The following is a 20,452-nucleotide window of genomic DNA, read 5'->3' as shown; positions in this document are numbered from 1 at the left end:
TACTTACCTCACAATACAGTCACGCTGAAACGATTTAGCCAACACATAGTGGACACTTCACGCCCAAGTTGCGGCCAAATGGGCGCATTCCCTACGCAGTTGCCATTACTATTGCGTAGGGTAAAACCACATGCTGCGCAGCGCGGGTTTGCCTTCTAGATCTAGAGAGAAATAGACATATCGGTTTCTGGGAGGAAAAAGCATGGCTCACTTGTTCGCATGGAATCTCCATGGCGATGGCAAGTCTTTATTACCGGGCGAGATCGTTGAACCAAACGAACGACTTTCTTGGCCACGGACCATAGGAATTGGCGCACAACACGTGGTGGCAATGTTCGGCGCGACATTCCTCGTTCCGATCCTCACTCATTTCGATCCTTCCACCACTCTTTTCTTCACCGCATTTTCCACAGCACTGTTCCTGTTGATCAACAAGAACGTGCTTCCTTCATATTTGGGCTCTTCTTTCGGTTTCATCGCCCCGATCGCCGCCGTGTATTCCTCCGGCAAGGGCATCGCCGTGGCCAGCTTCGGCATTCTGTGCACGGGCCTGCTGCTCGCCTTGATCGGCGCGCTTGTCCAGTGGGCTGGCGCCCATTGGGTCGACCGCATTATGCCGCCCGTGGTCAACGGCGCGATCGTCGCCATTATCGGTTTCAATCTCGCACCCAGTGCGTGGAACAATTTCAAAGCGGCACCTGATACGGCAATCATCACATTGATTGCCGTTTTGCTTATCGGGGTACTGTTCAAGGGCATGATCGGACGCCTGAACATTTTGCTGGGCGTACTTATCGGCTACGCCTACGCCATTTGCCGCGGCCAGGTCGCGTTCGAGGCCGTGGAACAAGCCGCCTGGTTCGGTTTGCCGCATTTCCATCTACCGCATGTGGACTTCTCGGTACTGCCCATGTTCCTGCCCGTGGTTCTCGTGCTGGTCGCCGAGAATGTGGGCCACGTCAAGTCCGTGGCTCAGATGACTGGCCGCAATTATGACAACCAGGTCGGCACGGCCCTGATCGCGGACGGCCTCGGCACCACGGTCGCGGGCTTCGGCGGCGGCTCCGGTACCACGACGTACGGCGAGAACATCGGCGTCATGGCCGCCACGAAGGTCTACTCCACGGCCGCCTACTGGTGTGCGGCGGGATTCGCCTTCTTGCTGAGCCTGTGCCCGAAGTTCGGCGAAGTCATCAACTCGATTCCTGCGGGCGTCCTCGGCGGCGTCACCACGCTGCTCTACGGCATGATCGGCATGATCGGCGTGCAGATCTGGGTGGACAACAAGGTCGATTTCGGCAAGCCGCTCAACATGATGACGGCTTCCGTGGTCATGATCGTGGGTATCGCCGACTTCACCTTCTCCTTGGGCAATGTGCAGTTCAACGGCATCGCGCTCGGCTCCATCGCCGTGCTCGTCATGTACCACGGGCTCAAGGCGCTTGGCAAGCTGTCGGGCACCATTCCGAAGGGCGGTTACCACGAGATTGTGGACGAGCCCGTCACCGATCCGATTCCGTCGCGCGTTTCCGAATTCGAACGCGAGGACTGAAAGTTGTAAACCATAGTTGATACGCAAGAGGCCTCCCGTTATGGGGGGCCTCTTTATTATTCGTTTATTATTTGCCGATGGACGATCGCCGATTATTTCTCGGCCATGCTACTCAGTGACGCTTGCGCGACTTGCTGAACGGCGTGGAGTTCTTGCGCATGTGGGCGCGAGATTGGTGGCCGATATGGCCGTTGCGATGCGACTTGCCGCCGTTGTCATGCTGCTTGCCGTAAGAACGGTTGCGATCGCGGCGGTCATTGCGGTCGAAATCGTTGCGTTCGCCACGGTCGCGACGATCGAAGTTACGACGGTTTTTGTGGTCGCGGCGGTCAAAATCGTTACGGTCACGACGATCGTTGCGGTCGAAGTCACGATGGTCACGACGATCGAAATCGCGGTCCTCATAGCGGTCGCGACGCTTCTTGGAGTCCTTGAACTTAGTGTCCTGGAACTTGGCGTCCGCGAATTTGTCGTTCTTCTTGGACTTCTTCTTCGTCTTCTTCGGGGATCCCGGACGGTCCATGCGGTCCATGCCGCGATCCTTACGTCCGCGGGAGCGCGAGGAACGCTTGCGGTCGCGCGAACGCGAGTCGCCATGGCCGCGGCCATGCAGCGGCTTGGACGTGTCGAGCTTCCAGCCCATGATCGGATCCGCTTCCTCGCCCACCAGCGAGAGCACGAGTTCGTCCTCGGGCGTGACCTTGACGGGCTTCCAGTCGATACCGGCTCGTTTCACGAGATGTTTCACATAGCGGCGCTGATCAGGCGTCATCACGGTGACCACATCGCCGGACTTGCCGGCACGCGCCGTACGGCCCGAACGGTGCAGGAAGGACTTGGAATCCTGCGGCGGATCCACCTGGACCACGAGTTCCACATTGCTCACATCAATGCCACGTGCGGCCACATCGGTGGCGACCAGCACATTCACTTCACCGGACTCGAACGCCTGGAGGTTGCGGTCTCGCTGGTTCTGGGACAGGTTGCCGTCCAGTTCCGCGGCCGGAATGCCATGCTGCGTCAGTTCCTTGGCCAGCTTCTTGGTCTGGAACTTCGTGCGCGTGAACAGGATGCGGCGTCCCTTGCCGCTGGCGAGCTTGCGGATCAGCGCCGGCTTGTCCGCGCGCTTGACCTCGAACACGTGGTGCGTCATGAGGTCCACGGCGCTCGTCGCCTCGTCCACCGCGTGCTCCTTCGGATCGTGCAGGAATTCCTGCACCACCTTGTCCACGCCATGGTCGAGCGTGGCGGAGAACAGCATATGCTGGGCGGAGTCGGGGATCTGGCGCAGAATGCGCTGGATCGGCTCAAGGAAGCCCATGTCCGCCATCTCGTCGGCTTCGTCGATAACAACAACCTTCACGCCCGCAAGCGTCAGCACACCCTGTTCAATAAGGTCTTCCAAACGGCCCGGGCATGCCACCACGATATCGGCGCCCGCGCGCAGATCGCGAATCTGGTGGATGTACTTCACACCACCGTACACGGTGGTGGTCGACATGCCATACACGTCGGCGAGCGGCGCGAGCACATCGTTGATCTGGTTGGCCAGTTCTCGGGTCGGCGCAAGTACGAGTCCGCGCGGATGCGGCGTGAAATCGTCCTGCTGGCGCTCATAGAGGTGCTTGTGCTGAATGTTGCGCACCTGCTTGCGGAACTGGTTGTAAGACATGCCGTCCGTGAAGTCCACTTCACCGAGGCGCGAGATCATCGGGATGGAAAATGCGAGGGTCTTGCCGGAACCCGTACGACCGCGGCCCAGAATGTCACGGCCTTCGAGGGAATCGGGAAGCGTGTCGGCCTGAATGGGGAATGCGGTGGTTTTGTGGTCGTTGTTCAATACGTGAACGAGCGGACCGGGAACGCCCAATTGGGCAAAAGTAAGCTGGGGCTCTTCTTCTTCAGCGGTTTGTTCATACGGCTCAATCAGTTCAAGCTCGTCCAAATCAATCATTGTGTTGGGCACGACGGCCTTTCATAGTCATGGAAACATGCGTGGAAACGCGAAACGTCATGATTTTATACGTAACCCGATACTTTTAGGGGTCGTTCGCGTTCCCGGCTTTCCACGGCCGGCCGCCGTGTCGACGGTCATAAGCCGCTACTTGCGCAACGGGTTTGCGCCTTTGCCGGGGTCTCCCCCGTTCATCGTGGCCGCGCCGGCCACCAACAGACACAGCGGCGCGATACGCACGAGCACGGAACACGCCTTGGCGAGCGCCCCTTGGTATGCGAGCGCCTTGCCGCGCATGGCCTTGCGGTAGGCGAATTGCGCCACTTGGCTTGGCGTGGCCGCTTTGGCCATCGTGTAGAAATTCTTGCCGTGCATATTGGCGGCCTTCGCGAATCCCGTGGTGACAGGACCCGGGCAGATGGTGGTAACCGTCACGCCCGTATGTTCCAGTTCCTTGGCGAGCGCCACGCCCAGCGACCTGACAAACGCCTTAGTCGCGTAATACATGGCCATGTACGGGCCGGGCATCGCGGAGGCGATCGAGGAGATGTTGACGATTTTGCCGCTTCCCAGCGAGACCATGTCGCGTCCGTATAGATAGGACAGCTGCGCCACGGCATGCATGTTGAGTTGCATCATGGCTTCCGTCTTGTTCCAGTCCGCTTCCAAAAAGCGCGTCCAGTCGGAAAAGCCCGCGTCGTTGACGAGCATGTCCACGTGTATGCCGGCTTTTGTGGTCGCGTCATACAATTGTTGTGGCGCGGCGCTCTGGCTCAAGTCTGCCGGGATCACGAGCACCTTGACGCCGTATTCCTCTTCGATCTGTTTCTTGAGGCCGTTGAGTACCGCCTCGTTGCGCGCGGTGATGACCAGATCGCGGTGTTCCTCGGCGCACAGCAGTGCCATTTCGCGACCGATTCCGCTTGATGCACCAGTAATGAGCGTATATCCCATTATCCCAACCTTTCCATGATGCGTCAGATATGTTGACTTCACTCTAGGACCATGGGCGCGGCTACTCCTGCAGCGCAGCCGAAACGCTTCCTATTCCCGGATTCGCTTAACGCTGTATCTCGGAATGGGTCTTGTTTTCGTTGGTTTTCCTATTTATCATCCCGGTACGAGCGTGTATTAGAGGGAAAGTGAGGCACATTGGATATCGCAATAGTGTGCGCGGCGGTGATTGTCAGCGCGTTGTTACTCTGGTATTTCTTCGCGCCCAAACGCGCCGCGAAGGCCAGTATGGAAGATGGCGGCCAGAGTGCGCGCATTGTGGTGAAGGGCGGCTACACTCCCGCGGTCATTCAATTGGAGGCGGGAACGCCGACAACGCTGGTGTTCGACCGCCAGGAGGGCGGCGAATGTTCCTCGCATGTCGTCTTCTCCGATCTAGGAATCGATCAGGCTCTCCCAGAGAATTCCGTCACGTCATTGCATTTGCCGGCGCTTGCGCCTGGAGATTACCCGTTTGCGTGCGGCATGAACATGTTGCACGGCTCCTTGCATGTCACGGGAGACGATGCCGCCGGGTCCGGCAATGTTGCGACCCGCGCCACCACTCCAGCGCAGGCCACCCCCGCCGCAGCACAAACGGGCGCCACCGACCAAGCCGAGAAGGAGGCGCGCGACAAGGAAATCACATCGTTGAAAACGCGCCTTATTGTGGGCATTGTGTGCACGGTGCCGCTGCTGTGTGTGGCCATGCTTCCCATGGTTCCGGGCTTGCACGGATGGTTCCACGACGTGGCGCCCGCTTGGCTTACGAGCCCATGGCTGCAACTTGTGCTCGTGATTCCTGTCATGTTCTATTGCGGATGGCCTGTGCACCGTACGGGATGGCTCGCCATATTCCATCGCAATCCCGAAATGAACTCGCTCGTCACGCTGGGCACCGTGGCCTCCTTCGGCTATAGCCTTGTGGTGACGGTTTGGCCTACGCTGCTGCCGGTGGATGCGCGTGAACCGTATTACGAAGCTGTGGGCACCATTATCACGTTGATGATCCTCGGTCAACTGCTTGAGGCCCGCGCCCGCGCCGGCACGGGCGACGCGATCCGCTCGCTGCTCGATTTGCGTCCTTCCATGGCCCGCGTGGTCCGTGGTGGCACGGTGGAACAGGTACCCACCGATGCCGTGGCGATTGGCGACATTCTTGAAATCCGTCCGGCCGACAAGCTGCCCGTGGACGGCGTGGTGGTTTCGGGCCAATCCGCAATCGACGAGTCGATGGTCACGGGTGAATCCATTCCCGTCATGAAGCGCGAAGGCGACACGGTAATCGGCGCCACGGTCAATACCACGGGAACGCTGCGCTACCGCGCCACCAGGGTGGGCGCCGACACCACGCTCGCCCAGATCGTCGCGCTGGTGAAAAAGGCGCAGACGTCCAAGGCCCCGATCCAGCGCATTGCGGACAAGGTGGCCGCCGTGTTCGTGCCCGCCGTGATCCTCATTGCCATATGGACGTTTGTGGCCTGGTGGTTCACGGGCGTCCAACCGCACGGCGTGCGAGGCCTGATCGCGGCGATCAGCGTGCTGGTGATCGCCTGCCCGTGCGCGCTCGGCATCGCCACTCCGCTGTCCATCACCATTGCCACAGGCAAAGGCGCACAGCTCGGCGTACTGTTCCGCACGGCGCAAGCATTGGAAACCTTGCATCACGTGGACACGGTGGTATTCGACAAAACGGGCACCATCACGCGCGGCAAGCCCGCGGTAACGGGCATGCGCACATTCCAGGGCGACTCATGGACCGACACGGTGGACGACGCCACGCTTGCGCTCGTTGCTTCCGCCGAATCCGTGTCCGAGCACCCGCTGGCGCAGGCCGTCGTGGAAGCGGCCAAGCAGCGCGGTCTAAGCATTGCCAAGCCGAGCAAATTCGCGGCCATTCCCGGCCAAGGCGTAAAGGCTACGGTCACTTTGGAAGGTCATGATCCGGCACAGGTCACTGTAGGCAACGCCACGTTGATCTCGGGGCAAGTGCCCGAGCATGAACTCCACAGCGCGACCCATGAGATGCAATCTCTTGCCGCCCATGGTGCAAGTCCTGTCATCGCGAGCGTAAACGGCCATGTGGCGCTCGCGCTGGCCATCGCCGATGAGGTCAAGCCGACCTCCCGCAAAGCCGTGGAGGAATTGCGCAAGCGCAATATCGACGTGGTCATGCTCACGGGAGACAACGAGGCCACGGCACGCCATATCGCGGCCGAAGTCGGCATCGACCATGTGGTGGCGCGCGTACGGCCGGAAAACAAGGAACAGGTCATCGCGCAACTGCAGGACCAAGGCCGCACGGTGGCGATGGTCGGCGACGGCATCAATGACGCGCCCGCCCTCGTGAAAGCGGACGTGGGCCTCGCCATCGGCACTGGTACGGATGTGGCCATCGAATCGGCGGATGTGACGCTCATGAACGGCGAGCTGACCGCCGTAGTGACGGCCATCGACCTGTCGGACGCCACCATGCGCAACATTTACGAGAATCTCGGATTTGCACTCGGATACAACGGATTGGGCATCCCGATCGCGGCGGGCGTCCTCTACCCCGCGTTCCATGTACTGCTCAGCCCCATGATCGCGGGTGCGGCCATGGCGTTCTCCTCGCTGTCCGTGGTACTCAACGCGAGCCGTCTGCGCACGTTCCATCCGGCGCAAATCCGCCATATTCACATACGCAAGGGCAAGCGGCCGCTCACACTGACTTCAGTTTCCACAGAAACTCAAGAACCAATTTCCCAACCATCCCAACAGAAAGGAACCGATATGGCCGAAGAAAAAGTACTGGACCCGATTTGCGGCATGACGATCTCTCCGAAGGACGCAGTATCCACGCAAGAATATGAAGGCAAGACGTACTACTTCTGCAGCCCGCATTGCGCCAGCACGTTCGCCGAAGATCCCGCGAAGTACGCCGAGTAAATCGGAAGCGATATATATAGATATATAAAGAGCCGGCCCACGGAACAGCATCCGCGGACCGGGCTCTCCTATATTCGCTACAGGCAGCTGCGCCGGATCAGAAGAACATCACAGCCAGCAGCGTCACGAACAGCACGAGCAGGATCGAAGCGATGAAGCTTGCGATCATGGCGTTGCGTCCGCGGTGCAGCAGCACGGAGAAGTTCACGTTGATGCCGAGCGCGGCCATGGCCATGCCCAAGATGATGTAGGCGATATCCACGAGCACGGGAGCGGCCACACGGATGAACGGAACGAACGTACCGAGAATGGACGCGATGATGAAGCCGAGCATGAACCACGGGAAAGCGACCTTGCGCTTGCCGTCGGTCTTGACCTCGGACTTGGTCTTATCCCACCAAATAGCGATGATGATGGCGGCGAACACCAGCATGAGCACACGCGACAGCTTCATGATGACGGCCATGTCCTCGCCTACCGGGCCGAGTGCGGCGCCAACGGCGACGGCGTGGGCGATTTCGTGCAGCGAACCGCCGGCGATAATGCCGAGCTGCGTGTCGGTCAGGCCGGTCAGCGGGCCGACGAACAGTTCGATGAGCGCGAAGACGACGCCCATGATGGCCACAATGGCCACGGCGATGACTTCGTCGTTCGACTTTTCTTCTTCGCGGTCCTTGGCAACCTTGATGGAACCGGAAATGCCCATGACGGCGGCGGCGCCGCAGATGCCCGTACCACCGGCCACAAGAATGGCGAGCAGCGGGTCAACGCCGAGCCAACGGCAGATCGCGTATGTCACTACAACGGTAAGCGCCACAATGATTGCGGCGAGCGGCAGACACTTGATGCCCGTGGTGAACAGCACGTCGAGGTTGAGCTTGAAACCGAGCATGATGATGCCCAGGCGCAGCAGCTTGTTGGCGATCAGTCCGGCCGCGTCCTTCACACCGGCGGCGCGGACCTGGTCGGAGCCCACATACCATTTGCGCAGCGGGAACTGGACGATCATGCCGATGATAAGCGCGATAATCAGGGCGCCCAGCAGCGACAATCCCGGGTACTGCTTGAGCCATGCGCCAATGAACGACGCGGCAAGGGTCACGATGGCAATAACTAACATTTGCGGGGTGGCGATACGTTTGCCCCACTTCTGACAAAACTCTTTCACCATTTATTTATAACGCTCTCCACGCCGCAAAACGGTTGCGTTCGGTCATCGGCCAAGAAATCGCGAGGCATGGAACCAATAAATACACCGTTTACCGGCCGCTGACGCCACCAATCGACCCAATTTTTTTCAATGCACATAAACCTTGGGAATGCATGGGCAAGTGTCGCGAATCTGCCCAATTTCTTTTGGCCAACTGCCAGCCAATCGCAGGCGCTGCCGCAGCGTTCTGGCAGCGCTCACACGGGTTCGGCCCGTAGTGTGGTACTTACCAAACCAACCACACCAAAGGAGGACAACATGTCCACAAATAACGAAACCAACGAAACCCTCGACCAGAACCAAGGCGCAAGCTGCGACGGCGATACCGACTATCAGAACGAGGCCAACCAGCAAGACGAGCAAACCAACGAAACGGACAACGGCCAAATCAGGGAAACGCCCGACTGCGACGGCGAAGAAGAAACGCCCCTGATGGCACATGAAAACGACGACACCTCACCGGCGGTGGGCATGGCGGCCCCCAACGGCGACGGAACCGGCATCATGGATCCCGACGATCCGCGTATCGGCGAAGCTGACGAAGACGGCGGCGTCGGCGCACAGATCGGCGACGACAACGGCTCCACCAACTTCTAATCCTTAGTTCCCCTCCAATCACGACGCAAGGCCTCACGGCCTTGCGTTTTTTATGTTCATAAGGTTATGCCTACAGGAACATGCAGGAAACGCACGGATGCGATCAGTACAATGCCCAGTCGAAGCCTTGATTCACTGATATGTACCAATATTTAAGGAGCGGCGATTATGGGACTATTCAACGCATTGGCCGGCAATCTGCAAAAAGTCGACGAAAACCAATTGCAGCAGCAATACGGCGCGTTCCTTTTCGATGGCGAACAAATTTCTTCGGGATACCAGCTCATCCGCGACGCCGTGCTCTTTACGAATATCCGCATCATTTTTATCGACCGACAGGGTACGACGGGCGCCAAAATGCGCATCAAGACCATCCATCTCGATTCGGTGGTCGATGTGGAGGCGGAAACGGCCGGCGCCTTCGCGGACGACAGTGAAATCAATATCACGTACCTGGCCGACGTCTACCAGCGTAAAAGCGGCGAGGAACGCTTGGAGACGGTCAAGCTGGAGTTCCCGCGCAAATTCGACATTTCTCCCATTTACCGTTACTTGGGACAGCTCGCTTTGAGCAACAGAGCGCGCATCAACGGCAAGTGAGGCAAGATAGCAAAACGGCGCAATCCCGGCGTCTGGAAATATCCGGACAGGGATCGCGCCGTTTTGTATTGGCTTCCATCGCCTTACCGCCTTACGGCGTTTATGGTCCTAGAAGCAGCGAGTGGCTTACTTACTAACGTTGAATTTGAATTCGACAATATCGCCGTCTTGCATCACATAGTCCTTGCCTTCAATGCGAAGCTTGCCTTCGTCCTTGATCTTCGGCATGGAACCTTGTGCGCCCACAAAATCGTCGTAAGAGACCACGTCGGCCTTAATGAAGCCCTTTTCAAAGTCGGTGTGAATCACGCCGGCGGCCTGCGGGGCCGTCCAACCCTTGTGGATCTGCCAGGCGCGCACTTCCTTTTCACCGGCCGTCAGGAACGTCTGCAGGCCGAGAATGTCGAAGCCCACACGAGCCAGCTGATCGAGGCCGGATTCGGCAAGGCCCGCGTCTTCGAGCATTTCGCGCGCGTCCGCCTCGTCGAGCTCGGTAAGCTCGGATTCGAACTGCGCGTTGAGGAAGATGGCCTGGGCCGGGGCCACGGAGTCGGCGAGCTTCTTCTTGAACTCTTCGTTCGTCAGCTCGGAGTCGTCCACGTTGAACACGTAGATGAACGGCTTGGCCGTCAGCAAGTGCAGGTCGTAAATGTCGGCCTTGTCGATTTCGCCGGCCTTGGCGGCCTCATCAATCGTACGGCCAGATTCGAGAATTTCCTTGGCCTTCTTCGTCGCGTCCATGTAGGACTGCTCGATCTTCTTGCCGCGCAGATCCTTTTCCATCTTCGGCAGCGCGTTCTCGATCGTCTGCAGGTCGGCGAGGATCAGCTCGGTGTTGATGGTGTCGATGTCGTCGGCCGGATCGATCTTGCCGTTGACATGGACGATGTCGTCGTCTTCAAACGCACGCACCACTTCGCAGATCGCGTCGGCTTCACGAATGTTGGCGAGGAACTTGTTACCCAGGCCTTCGCCTTCGGAAGCGCCCTTGACGATACCGGCGATATCCACGAAGGTCACAGTGGCAGGCACGATCTTTTCCGTGTGCACGAGTTCGGCGAGCACGGGCAAGCGCTTGTCCGGCAGCGGCACGACGCCCGTGTTCGGCTCGATGGTGGCGAACGGGTAGTTTTCCGCAAGCACGTTGTTGCGGGTCAATGCGTTAAACATGGTGGACTTGCCAACGTTTGGCAGACCAACAATTCCAATAGTAAGAGACATGCCTACCACCTTACCCGCGCCAGTCGCCAAGCCGCGTCACGCGCCGCCGCTAGCACTCGACCACATGCAGTGCGAGTCCGCCTTGGCTGGTCTCCTTGTATTTGGCGAGCATGTCCTCGCCCGTTTCGCGCATCGTGCGGATGGCCGCGTCAAGACCCACCATATGCGAGCCGTCCCCGCACAGCGTCATGCGTACGGCGTTGATGGCCGTGTTCGACGCCATGGCGTTGCGTTCGATGCATGGAATTTGCACAAGTCCCGCCACAGGGTCGCAGGTCAGTCCCAAATGGTGTTCAATACCGATTTCCGCGGCATTCTCAATCTGTTCGGGAGTGCCTCCCAGCACCGCACACAGCCCGGCCGCCGCCATGGAGCACGCCACGCCCACTTCGCCTTGGCATCCCACTTCGGCGCCGGAAATCGACGCGTTGGTGCGGAACAGGTAGCCAATGGCGGCGGCCGTCAGCAGAAAATCGATAACGCCCTCTTTGGTGGCGCCGCGTACGAAGTGCCAGTAATAGTGGAGCACGGCGGGTACGATGCCGGCCGAACCGTTCGTCGGGGCCGTCACCACGCGTCCTCCGCCCGCGTTCTCCTCGCTGACGGCGAGCGCAAACAGGTTCACCCATGCGGCGTCGGAGAGTTCAAGCACGTTCGCTTCCTGTTCGGTGCGCGTGAGCACGTCCGCGCCCGCGGCGAGCCGTTGGTGCATGGCGGGTGCGCGCCGTTTGACGTGCAGGCCTCCGGGGAGTTCTTCCTCGGTGCTCGAGCATCCGTGTTGTACGCAGGATTTCATGACGTCCCAGACGTGCAGCAGGCGGTTGCGGATCGCGCGCTGCGCGCGTTTTTCCTGTTGGCGCTGGCGCTCGGCCTCGTCCGCGGGTTCGCGATGCATGGTGTCCGCGTCCATGTCCGCCTGTTCGTCGGCGTGTTTGCTTAGGTAGTGGGCCACTTCATTGGCCATGACCAGTTGCGCGATAGTCAGTCCGCTGTCGCGGCATTGCGCGAGCAGTTGCGCAGTGGTGTGGAACGGGTAGGGCGTGTGCGTCTGGCAGTCCGCCGCCTGCGCCTGTGCGGCCGTATCCGTTTGATCGTCTTGATCGTCCGATTGCTCGCGGGCCGGAGGTTGGGCGTGGATGCCGATGAGTTCGTCATCAATGCGCCCGCGTTCGATGGTGCCGCCGCCCACGGAATACCAGACTTCCTCGAGCAGCACCGTTCCGCGCGCGTCGGTCGCCTTGAACCGCATGCCGTTGGGGTGCGGAGCGAGCCTGAGCCAGTGTTCGAATACGATATCGCGCTCGTATATAAACGTGAGTTGGCGCGGTCCGGGAATCGTGATGGCCGAATCCTCGTCCACGATTTCGCGGATGTGTGCCAGCCGGTCCGTGTTGACCGTTGCGGGATCCGCCCCTTCCAGTCCCATGATGACGGCGCGGTCGGTGCCGTGGCCAAGTCCCGTCAGCGACAGCGATCCGTACAAGGTCGTTTCGATGCGGTCGACTTGTTCGGGGCCATATTGGTCGAGCAGATCATGAATAAAGGCGGACGCGGCGCGCATGGGCCCCACCGTATGGGAAGAGCTGGGGCCCACGCCGATTTTGTAAATGTCTAGCACACCGCAAATCTTACCGTATTACGCTTCGATCGCGTCGACGGCGCGGATGACGGCCCCGCGGAACGCGGATTCTTCCAGCGACGCGACACCGCGGATCGTGGTGCCTCCCGGAGAGCAGACGGCGTCTTTCATGGCGCCCGGATGCTCCTGCGTGGCCAAGTACAGCGCGCCCACGCCTTCGATCATTTTGGCGGCCAGACGGTAGGCCGTTTGGCGCTGCAGCCCGTATTTGACGCCGGCGTCGGCCAGCGCTTCCAGATACATGTCGGTGAAGGCCGGCGCGCATCCGGCGATGCACATGCCGATGCCCATATGGTCGGAATCCACGCGCTCCACGAGCGAGATTGTGGAGAACAGTTCTTCGAACAGCGCGGTTTGTTCGCTCGTGAGCGTGTTGGCCGACTCGGTGACGAGCACGCCTTTGCCTACGGCCATCGGCGTGTTCGGAATCGTGCATTGGATGTGGATGCGTTCCGCAAGGTCGCCGAACAGTTCCTTGTAGGTGTTCAGCGTCCAACCGGCGGCGATGGAAATGAGCATCTTGGAGTCGTCGGCGAGCATGTCGGCCAGCGGTCCCACCACCTGCTTGATCTGGTAGGGCTTGATCGCCACAATGATGATGTCCGCATTGGCGACCACGTCCTGCGCGGTGGCGGCCACTTGGGCGCCGATGGCGGAAGTGTTGCGCTCAAGCTTGTCGAGGTGGGCGGCGGTGGCCACAATGTTCTTGCCTTCGAGCGCGCCCGCATTGATCCATCCCTTGGCGATGGCCTGGCCCATGTTGCCGAATCCGATGAATCCGACCGTTGGTGTGATTGGCATGTCCATAATGAGTTTCCTTACTATTGAGAGAAGTTCCGTTTACAAGATATGTGCGAGGTCGCCGCGATCGCGCGCCTGTTCCAGCAAATAGCGGAACACTTTGTCGCCGTGCACGCCGTCATGCTCGAACTCGTTGGTCACCCATGCGTGCGAGCGGCCGACACGGCTGAGCGTGTCGAGCGACAGTTCGCTGGGCACATACATGTCGTCGTAATAGACGGCGGCCTGCAGCGGCACTTCGTTGCGTTCGAGCTGTTCGGCGTTGTAGATCACGCCGAAACGAGTGCGGGCCATGAGCTCTTCCACGGCGCCGCGGAACGGGCGCAGTTGACGCTCCTGCTCGAACATCCACGGGAACGTGCATTCTCCCGTGAACATGAGCGGACGCGCGTCCGTGTTGAACTCGGGCATCGTGTCGCGCACCTGTTGCGCGGCCCAATGAATCGGTTCGTCGAGCTCGCCGTTGGCATAGATGAATTCCTGGAGCGGCCAGTAGAGCGGATGGGAGTCCGTGGCCGTCATCACGTCGAACAGGAATTGTTCTGTAAGCGGGCTGTCGGCGTCCACGCTGCCGTCGCCGTTGGCGAACGCCTCGTCCAGAAGCCAGTGCACGCGCTCGAAGCTCGGTTTCATGCCGAAGCTGGATCCCAGCGTTTGCAAGCGTTTCACAGTGAAGGGGTCGCCGTTGGGCAGCATGAGCGATTCGGAAGCAAGCTTGTCGGCGAGTGCGGCGGCGCGTTCGCGGTCCTGCGGATAACGCTCGTAGTAGCGCGCATTTTTCATGAGCATTTTACGGAACGTGTGCTCATACAATTCATGGGCGTTGCCGGGAACATGGGGAATGCCGCCCGTCGTGAAGCTTGCGGCGATGCCGCTCGGGAACAGCGACAGGTACGTGAGCGTCAGGAATCCGCCGTAGCTTTGCCCCAGCGTGGTCCACTGTTGTCCCGCGAATTCGGTGCGGCGCAGATGTTCAAAGTCACGCACAATGGAGTCGGCGAGGAAGCGTTGCAGATAGTCGGCGCCTTGTGTGGCGTCCATCTGGCCGATCAGGCGACCGTCCACATGGTTGGACCGTCCCGTGCCGCGCTGGTCGGGCAGCACAATGCGGAAATGCTTGACCGCTTCCGCGATCCATCCGTCGGAAGTGGGGTTGAGCGGACGCGGGCACGAGCCTCCCGGACCGCCCTGCAAAAAGACGAGCAGCGGAAGCTCGTCATGGATGCGCGCCGGATCTTCCACGATCCGGTAGAACAGGTGTAAAGACTCCCCCGCGAACCCTTGGCCCGGCGTCTTGCCGTTCCAGTCGAGCGGAACCTGGATGCTGTGCTCGCTAATGTGCAGCCCGGGCACGTAATAATCGTTGAGTGTGGTCATGGCCTCGTCCTTTCAGGCAACATGATAGGTCATACCACATGGTTTTCGTAGGCGAACACCACGGCCTGCACGCGGTCGCGCGCATGGATTTTCTGTAATACGTGCGCCACATGCGTTTTTACGGTGGCCAGCGAGATGAACAATTTGTCGGCGATTTCCTGATTGGACAATCCCTGAGCCACGGCCACAAGCACTTCGCGTTCCCGGTCGGTGAGCGTATCCAGTTCAGGGTCGTGATAGCCGGCCGGCCCCTCTCGCCCGTCGCGTTCCCCGTTACGGCCGGCCGCCAATCGCGCGGACGAGTCCTCCTCTCCCGCCTGGTCAAACGTGAAATTCGTGCGCATCATATGTTCAATCAGCCGTTTGGTGGCCGTGGGCGCGATAATCGCGTTGCCTTGCACCACGGTGCGTATGGACGAGAGCAGTGTCTCCGGTTCCGTGTCCTTGAGCAGGAAACCTGAAGCGCCGGCCTGGATAGCGGCCATCACGTACTCGTCCAGATCGAAAGTGGTCAGGATAATGACACGTGTGGGGCCATCCGTTATCCGTGTAATGGCGCGCGTCGCCTCAATGCCGTCCATACGCGGCATGCGCACATCCATGAGCACGACATCCGGATGCAACGCTTCCGTTTGTTGGACGGCCACGGCGCCGTCGGCCGCCTGTCCCACCACGGTCATGTCCGGCTGGGAATCGATAACCATGGCGAATCCGGCCCGCACGAGCTCCTGATCGTCCGCGATAAGTACACGAATCGGTGATGTCATTGCATCTCCTGCCTCTCCCCTTGTGCTCGTACGGGCTGCAGCGGCGCCGTCATACGGGCCCGCTGCTCGTCGCTGACTTGTCCTGTCAAACCTGTTTGGCGCAGCACGCGCAGCAGTTCCCTCATGCGCGCGAGCGCCTGGCGGCCTTGATCCGCGATCGACTGGAACGCTTGCCGTATGGGTTCCCCCGTCGCGCCTTGCCCCACGGTCTCGATCATAGTGAGGCCGTCGCGGGCGCGTTGGCGCACATGCAGCAACGTGTCCGTCACTTCCTGTTGCAATCCCGAGGCGATACGGTTGCGCTCCTCGTTTGCCGCTTGCACGCGATGCTGTTGTTGGGTGCGCAGCAATTCGCGTTCACGCTCCTGAAGCACATACGCGTTCCTGTCGCCAATACGGTGCCAACGGCCGCGCAATACGGCCGCATAGCAGAGCAACAGCGCGATGCCGCCCATCACGACTGCGGCCCTATAAGGTTCCACCGCGCCTTGCGAGACGTTTCGTGTCACATTCCCCGTGACCAAGTCCAGCAATGTGGTGTAACCCAATGATTCCCCGTACGCGCGCACTGCGAGCAACAATCCGTCCGCCGCGATTACGGGCACCACCCGGCGCAATGCGCGGCGCGGTGCATACAACGATACGGAAAACGACGCAATAATCGCCGCAACGGATTCAAATCCGATGGTCGGGAACACAAGTATTTCCACGAATGCGCCGGCCGCGACCAGCGCGGCGCTCGTCTGCGGCATGGTTCTGCGCACGGCCAACGGCAACACCATAAGGCATGGGCCGAGGATCGCCCACAAGGACGGAGGCGCATATTCGCGACCCCACAACATGGCGTTGGAATCCACGAACACCATGCCTATAACCAGCATAAGCGCCATGGCGATGTCCATGGCGAGCGGATGGTGTTGACCGAGCGCGGACGCGCGGAACGCAACGCGAATGGCAGCAGCACGGCCACGCTCCCACCATCGGCACGCCGTCTCCGGCCAAAAGAACAGCAGTCCGTACTGGATGAATGTGGCGTTCCATGCGAAGGCGAACACAAGAATCAGGCATAGCGTGCCGGCCACATCGCCCACATACGCATGGGCGCGCGCCCATCGCAACAGACGCACAACCAGACTCATACCGGTAGAGCGTAGAAAAAAAATTCGTATGGCCGCAATCGGCCATACGAATGATATAGGCAACATATGCGTGCCGGTTACACGCGCCGACGCTGGCGCATCAGCAGTTCACTCATGCGTTCGGCCGTTGGCCGCTGCTCGTCGGCCACAATCCGGCCGTCGGCCATCACAATGGCGCGGTCGGTCCGCGACGCCGCGGACGGGTCGTGTGTCACCATCACCACGGTCTGCCCGAGTTTCCTTACTGACTGTTGCAGGAACGCGAGCACTTCCTCGCTGGACGCCGAGTCGAGCGCGCCCGTCGGCTCGTCGGCGAACACGACGCTCGGTTTGGAGATCAACGCGCGCGCGATGGCGACGCGCTGCTGCTGGCCGCCCGAAAGCTGGCTCGGCAAATGCGTAAGCCTTCCGGACAGTCCCAACGTATCGACCAGCGTGGCGTACCATTCCTTGTCGCAACGCTGCCCGGCGAGCGTAAGCGGCATCATGATGTTTTGCGCGGCCGTGAACATGGGCAGCAGGTTGAAATTCTGGAACACGAATCCGATGGTGCTGCGCCTGAGCAACGTCAGCTCCTTGTCGTTCATGGCCGTAATGTCCTGTCCGTCTACAAGCACGGTTCCCGACGTGACCGTGTCGAGCCCCGAAAGCGTGTGCATAAACGTCGACTTGCCCGATCCGCTCGGCCCCATGATCGCCGTGAATTTGCCGCGCTCGAAACTGGCGGATATGTTGCGCAGCGCGTGCACGGTGGCGTCTCCCGTACCGTAGTCCTTGACGAGACGGATGGCGCGTATGGCGGGTTCCAGCCGATGCGCCGGCGCCGCTTGTGGACATGATAATAATGGCGATACCGCGGTCATTGTTGCCCCTTTCCCCGGCATTGTTCCGGTAACGTTTCGTTATGGAACTACCGTATGCGAGGCGTCTTGGCGCGCATATCCTACGTGAGAGGGAAAAAGAACGGGCGGATCATCCTTGCGAATGATCCGCCCCGTTGGTCTATGTGCGCGACTACCAGCCGAATACGATCATGACGATCACGGCGGCGATGACGACGATGGTCAATACCAGGTCCACCCAGTCGATCATGCGCATGTGCACGTTGGCGTAGTAGGTGCGCGGCGTGGTGCCGCGATTCATGTGCGAGCCGCGGATGCGCATGGCGATGTCGACTTGCTCGTCGCGCCATTGCATGCGTTTGCGCGTGGCGTGCCACCCGTGAATATAGGCTCCGAAACGCGAAGACAATCCCCGCGCCTGTTTTTCGCGCAACGTGAGCACGTTCGCGGCCGAAAAAGCGGGAACCCAGCGGATGATCCGAGCCCATTTGGTAGCCGCATGGAATGGAACGCCAAGGCGCGCCAGACCGTTGATCCACTTCGCCTGGCTTGTGGTCAGCAGCATGAGCAGCGCCGCCCACACCACGTCCGCGATGCGCAGGAACACGACGGCCACGGTCATGAGGCTTTGCGCGCTGATACGGATGCCCGCTCCTTGCCACAGCACGTCTTGGCCACTATGGTCGGCGAGCAGCCAGATGATGGCCACGAGCAGGTCGAACGGCAACAGGTATTTCCATACGCGACCGATGGCGCGCATGGGCGTGGCGTCCACGAGCAATGCCACATGGATCGCGACAAGCACTGCGGCGAGGAAAATGATGTTGCCCCATACGCAGCACAGCACTATGGCGGCGAGCGCCATCAGCAGTTTTACGCGCGGATCGAGCCGATGCAGCCATCCGTTGCCGTGCACATAAAATTCAGCGTCCATGCTTTTCCGTTCCCTCATGCTTCTGCTTCGCCGTACCGCGGACCGTCCTGGGTTGCGCCGGGGTGTGTTCGTTCTTGTCTTCGTTTGTAGGGCTGGTGGTGTTGTCGTTGGCCGCGTTCACAGCTGGACTGCCCGTGCCGCTCTGATCCGTTGTGGCGCGCACGATGGGGCCCGCATCCACAAGCTGCCCGTTGTCCAAACGCACGAGATGCGTGCAATAGCCGGCCAAGGTGCGCGTATCGTTGCTCACCATGATGACGGTGGTGCCATCGCGGTTGATGCGCTCCAGCAATCCCATCAGGCGCGAGGACAGCCGCTGGTCGAGGCCGGACATGGGCTCGTCGAGCACGAGGACGGGCGGTCGCATGGCGAGCACCGACGCGAGCGTCACGGCGCGCTTCTCGCCGTAACTGAGGGACTTGGGATCCACATCTTCGAGCGCATACAAGTCGAACAGGCTGATCATCTCTTCCACGCGGGCGCGCACATCGGCGTCGGACAGCTTGAGTTTGCGCGGCCCGTAGGCGATTTCCTCGCGAACCGTGTCGCAGATGAGCTGCGTGTCGGGGTTTTGCTCCACCACGCCCACCGTGTGAGCCATGCGTCCGATCGACTGTTTGGCGATGTCGGTGCCGTTGACGAGCACGCGGCCCTCAGTGGGACGGATCATGCCGTTGAGCAGCGAGGCGAGTGTGGATTTGCCCGAGCCGTTGGCGCCCGTGACGCCGATAAAGGCGCCGCGCTCCAGTTGCAGCGACACGTCTTGTAGGGCCGGGGCCTGTTCGGACGGCGTATACGGATAGGCGACGGACACGTGGTCGAATTGCACGACCGCGTCCTGCACCGCGCTTTGACCGGCCACGGACAGCGGGATCTCCTTGGAAGACTCCTCGGGAACCGTGACGCCCACCGATTCAAGCAGCGCGCGTTCGCGCGTAAAGATTTGCGGGGTGGTACGGCGGATGATTTCGCCGCCCACCATAAGGAAAATGGAGGTGGCCCATTGCGCCATGCCGCTGGTGTCCTGGTCGACCATCACCACGCTCATCGAACGTTCCCTGCGCATGGCGTCCAGCACGGCGAACAGCAGGCGCTTGTTGTGCGAGTCGAGCGCGCTGGTCGCCTCGTCGAGAATAAGGACTTCCGGGTCGGTCACGAGCACGGCCGCGATGGCGACAAGTTCCGCCTCGCCTCGCGACAGCGTTCGCGGATCACGGTCGCGCAACGCGTCAATGTGCAGCATGTCCATGATCGACGCGACGCGGGCGCGCATCTGTTCGAGCGGCATGCCGCGGTTTTCCAAGGCGTAGGCGATCTCCTGTTCCACCGTGGTGCAGAACAGTTGCGACTGCGGATTCTGGCATACGTATCCCACGCGGCGGGAAATATTGGAAATCGACGTGGTTTTCATGTTCATGCCCGCGATGCGCACGAAGCCGGTAATTTTGCCCGCCATCGCATGCGGGGCCACGCCCGTCAGCAGGCGCGTGAGTGTGGTCTTGCCCGCTCCCGTGGGCCCGATGATGCCGACAAAGTCGCCGTCCTGAACATAACAGCTCACGTTGCGCAACGTGGTGACGGCTTTCGCGCCGGGTACCAGCGGCGCGTACTGCCAACCCAATTTCATTACGGTTATTACGTCGTTCACGCCATGCTCCTGCACCTACAAACACACACCTTATATTCGATATTTGCTGCACTCGGTACGGTTTCATCCAACATGCGGCAGATCCGTACGAAATCGTGTACCGGAATATGATTACCAGTCCCACTTTATGATATATCAGACGAGACCAACAGAACGGGACCTTTCGTGGTGCGCGCGAAGCGCAAATGTTCACATTTGTTCTTTTTCCTCTTTTTTCCTTAAGTTTTCCTCTATGATAGGTACCTAGCTA

Annotated in this window: 16 protein-coding genes; 4 read left to right on the top strand and 12 right to left on the bottom strand. The window is 60.2% G+C overall.

The annotated features are described in order from the left end of the window. Nucleotides 1-202 precede the first annotated feature (202 nt). Nucleotides 203-1,552: a uracil-xanthine permease family protein gene (locus BMAGN_RS02690; RefSeq protein ID WP_022859177.1), complete on the top strand. Its 1,350-nt coding sequence runs from the start codon at nucleotides 203-205 to the stop codon at nucleotides 1,550-1,552. A gap of 112 nt (nucleotides 1,553-1,664) precedes the next feature. Here the strand turns inward: BMAGN_RS02690 and BMAGN_RS02685 are convergent, their stop codons facing one another. Then, a complete protein-coding gene (locus BMAGN_RS02685; RefSeq protein ID WP_051126583.1) occupies nucleotides 1,665-3,506 on the bottom strand; it encodes a DEAD/DEAH box helicase in 1,842 nt (613 codons plus the stop codon). A gap of 147 nt (nucleotides 3,507-3,653) precedes the next feature. After that, nucleotides 3,654-4,460 (bottom strand): SDR family NAD(P)-dependent oxidoreductase, encoded by an 807-nt coding sequence (locus BMAGN_RS02680; RefSeq protein ID WP_022859175.1) that lies wholly within the window; start codon nucleotides 4,458-4,460, stop codon nucleotides 3,654-3,656. A gap of 198 nt (nucleotides 4,461-4,658) precedes the next feature. Between BMAGN_RS02680 and BMAGN_RS02675 the strand changes: the two genes are divergently transcribed. Continuing rightward, nucleotides 4,659-7,427 carry a heavy metal translocating P-type ATPase gene (locus BMAGN_RS02675; RefSeq protein ID WP_026501860.1) on the top strand — a complete coding sequence of 923 codons (2,769 nt, stop codon included), beginning with the start codon at nucleotides 4,659-4,661 and terminating at the stop codon, nucleotides 7,425-7,427. Between the two features lie 97 nt (nucleotides 7,428-7,524). Here BMAGN_RS02675 and BMAGN_RS02670 read toward each other — a convergent pair whose 3' ends face one another. Further along, a complete protein-coding gene (locus BMAGN_RS02670) occupies nucleotides 7,525-8,595 on the bottom strand; it encodes a YeiH family protein (RefSeq protein ID WP_026501859.1) in 1,071 nt (356 codons plus the stop codon). Between the two features lie 300 nt (nucleotides 8,596-8,895). Here BMAGN_RS02670 and BMAGN_RS02665 point away from each other — a divergent pair, with 300 nt between their 5' ends. Then, complete coding sequence (locus tag BMAGN_RS02665) at nucleotides 8,896-9,234, top strand: hypothetical protein (RefSeq protein WP_022859172.1); 339 nt, start codon at nucleotides 8,896-8,898, stop codon at nucleotides 9,232-9,234. A gap of 168 nt (nucleotides 9,235-9,402) precedes the next feature. Next, a complete protein-coding gene (locus BMAGN_RS02660; protein WP_022859171.1) occupies nucleotides 9,403-9,834 on the top strand; it encodes a PH domain-containing protein in 432 nt (143 codons plus the stop codon). Nucleotides 9,835-9,960: 126 nt separating this feature from the next. Here BMAGN_RS02660 and ychF read toward each other — a convergent pair whose 3' ends face one another. From ychF to BMAGN_RS02615, 9 genes are all read right to left on the bottom strand, one after another. Continuing rightward, nucleotides 9,961-11,055 carry a redox-regulated ATPase YchF gene (gene ychF / locus BMAGN_RS02655; RefSeq protein WP_022859170.1) on the bottom strand — a complete coding sequence of 365 codons (1,095 nt, stop codon included), beginning with the start codon at nucleotides 11,053-11,055 and terminating at the stop codon, nucleotides 9,961-9,963. A gap of 49 nt (nucleotides 11,056-11,104) precedes the next feature. After that, nucleotides 11,105-12,682 carry an L-serine ammonia-lyase gene (locus BMAGN_RS02650; RefSeq protein WP_033510549.1) on the bottom strand — a complete coding sequence of 526 codons (1,578 nt, stop codon included), beginning with the start codon at nucleotides 12,680-12,682 and terminating at the stop codon, nucleotides 11,105-11,107. A gap of 9 nt (nucleotides 12,683-12,691) precedes the next feature. Continuing rightward, a complete protein-coding gene (gene proC, locus BMAGN_RS02645; RefSeq protein ID WP_026501857.1) occupies nucleotides 12,692-13,495 on the bottom strand; it encodes a pyrroline-5-carboxylate reductase in 804 nt (267 codons plus the stop codon). A 39-nt stretch (nucleotides 13,496-13,534) separates the two neighbouring features. Next, nucleotides 13,535-14,872, bottom strand: a complete 1,338-nt coding sequence (locus BMAGN_RS02640; protein ID WP_022859167.1) for an alpha/beta fold hydrolase — start codon at nucleotides 14,870-14,872, stop codon at nucleotides 13,535-13,537. Between the two features lie 29 nt (nucleotides 14,873-14,901). Further along, nucleotides 14,902-15,639: a response regulator gene (locus BMAGN_RS02635; protein WP_022859166.1), complete on the bottom strand. Its 738-nt coding sequence runs from the start codon at nucleotides 15,637-15,639 to the stop codon at nucleotides 14,902-14,904. Then, nucleotides 15,636-16,778, bottom strand: coding sequence for a DUF7134 domain-containing protein (locus BMAGN_RS02630; protein ID WP_156095715.1), 1,143 nt, complete (start codon nucleotides 16,776-16,778; stop codon nucleotides 15,636-15,638). Before BMAGN_RS02630 ends, BMAGN_RS02635 begins: the two co-directional genes overlap by 4 nt. A 77-nt stretch (nucleotides 16,779-16,855) precedes the next feature. Beyond that, nucleotides 16,856-17,641, bottom strand: a complete 786-nt coding sequence (locus BMAGN_RS02625; protein WP_022859164.1) for an ABC transporter ATP-binding protein — start codon at nucleotides 17,639-17,641, stop codon at nucleotides 16,856-16,858. Nucleotides 17,642-17,792: 151 nt separating this feature from the next. Then, nucleotides 17,793-18,554 carry an energy-coupling factor transporter transmembrane component T family protein gene (locus BMAGN_RS02620; protein ID WP_022859163.1) on the bottom strand — a complete coding sequence of 254 codons (762 nt, stop codon included), beginning with the start codon at nucleotides 18,552-18,554 and terminating at the stop codon, nucleotides 17,793-17,795. Continuing rightward, on the bottom strand, nucleotides 18,544-20,202 hold the full coding sequence (locus BMAGN_RS02615; protein ID WP_022859162.1) for an ABC transporter ATP-binding protein: 1,659 nt from the start codon (nucleotides 20,200-20,202) through the stop codon (nucleotides 18,544-18,546). The genes BMAGN_RS02620 and BMAGN_RS02615 overlap by 11 nt, the downstream gene beginning before the upstream one ends. Nucleotides 20,203-20,452 lie beyond the last annotated feature (250 nt).

The organism is Bifidobacterium magnum, assembly GCF_000741255.1.
GTDB lineage: Bacteria > Actinomycetota > Actinomycetes > Actinomycetales > Bifidobacteriaceae > Bifidobacterium > Bifidobacterium magnum.
This window is presented reverse-complemented; position numbering and strand designations above follow the sequence as displayed.

Coding starts and splice junctions, on each gene's coding strand:
- BMAGN_RS02690 (WP_022859177.1), top strand. CDS start 203: ATGGCTCACTTGTTCGCATGGAATCTCCATGGCGATGGCAAGTCTTTA.
- BMAGN_RS02685 (WP_051126583.1), bottom strand. CDS start 3,506: ATGATTGATTTGGACGAGCTTGAACTGATTGAGCCGTATGAACAAACC.
- BMAGN_RS02680 (WP_022859175.1), bottom strand. CDS start 4,460: ATGGGATATACGCTCATTACTGGTGCATCAAGCGGAATCGGTCGCGAA.
- BMAGN_RS02665 (WP_022859172.1), top strand. CDS start 8,896: ATGTCCACAAATAACGAAACCAACGAAACCCTCGACCAGAACCAAGGC.
- BMAGN_RS02660 (WP_022859171.1), top strand. CDS start 9,403: ATGGGACTATTCAACGCATTGGCCGGCAATCTGCAAAAAGTCGACGAA.
- ychF (WP_022859170.1), bottom strand. CDS start 11,055: ATGTCTCTTACTATTGGAATTGTTGGTCTGCCAAACGTTGGCAAGTCC.
- proC (WP_026501857.1), bottom strand. CDS start 13,495: ATGCCAATCACACCAACGGTCGGATTCATCGGATTCGGCAACATGGGC.
- BMAGN_RS02640 (WP_022859167.1), bottom strand. CDS start 14,872: ATGACCACACTCAACGATTATTACGTGCCCGGGCTGCACATTAGCGAG.
- BMAGN_RS02635 (WP_022859166.1), bottom strand. CDS start 15,639: ATGACATCACCGATTCGTGTACTTATCGCGGACGATCAGGAGCTCGTG.
- BMAGN_RS02630 (WP_156095715.1), bottom strand. CDS start 16,778: ATGAGTCTGGTTGTGCGTCTGTTGCGATGGGCGCGCGCCCATGCGTAT.
- BMAGN_RS02625 (WP_022859164.1), bottom strand. CDS start 17,641: ATGACCGCGGTATCGCCATTATTATCATGTCCACAAGCGGCGCCGGCG.
- BMAGN_RS02620 (WP_022859163.1), bottom strand. CDS start 18,554: ATGGACGCTGAATTTTATGTGCACGGCAACGGATGGCTGCATCGGCTC.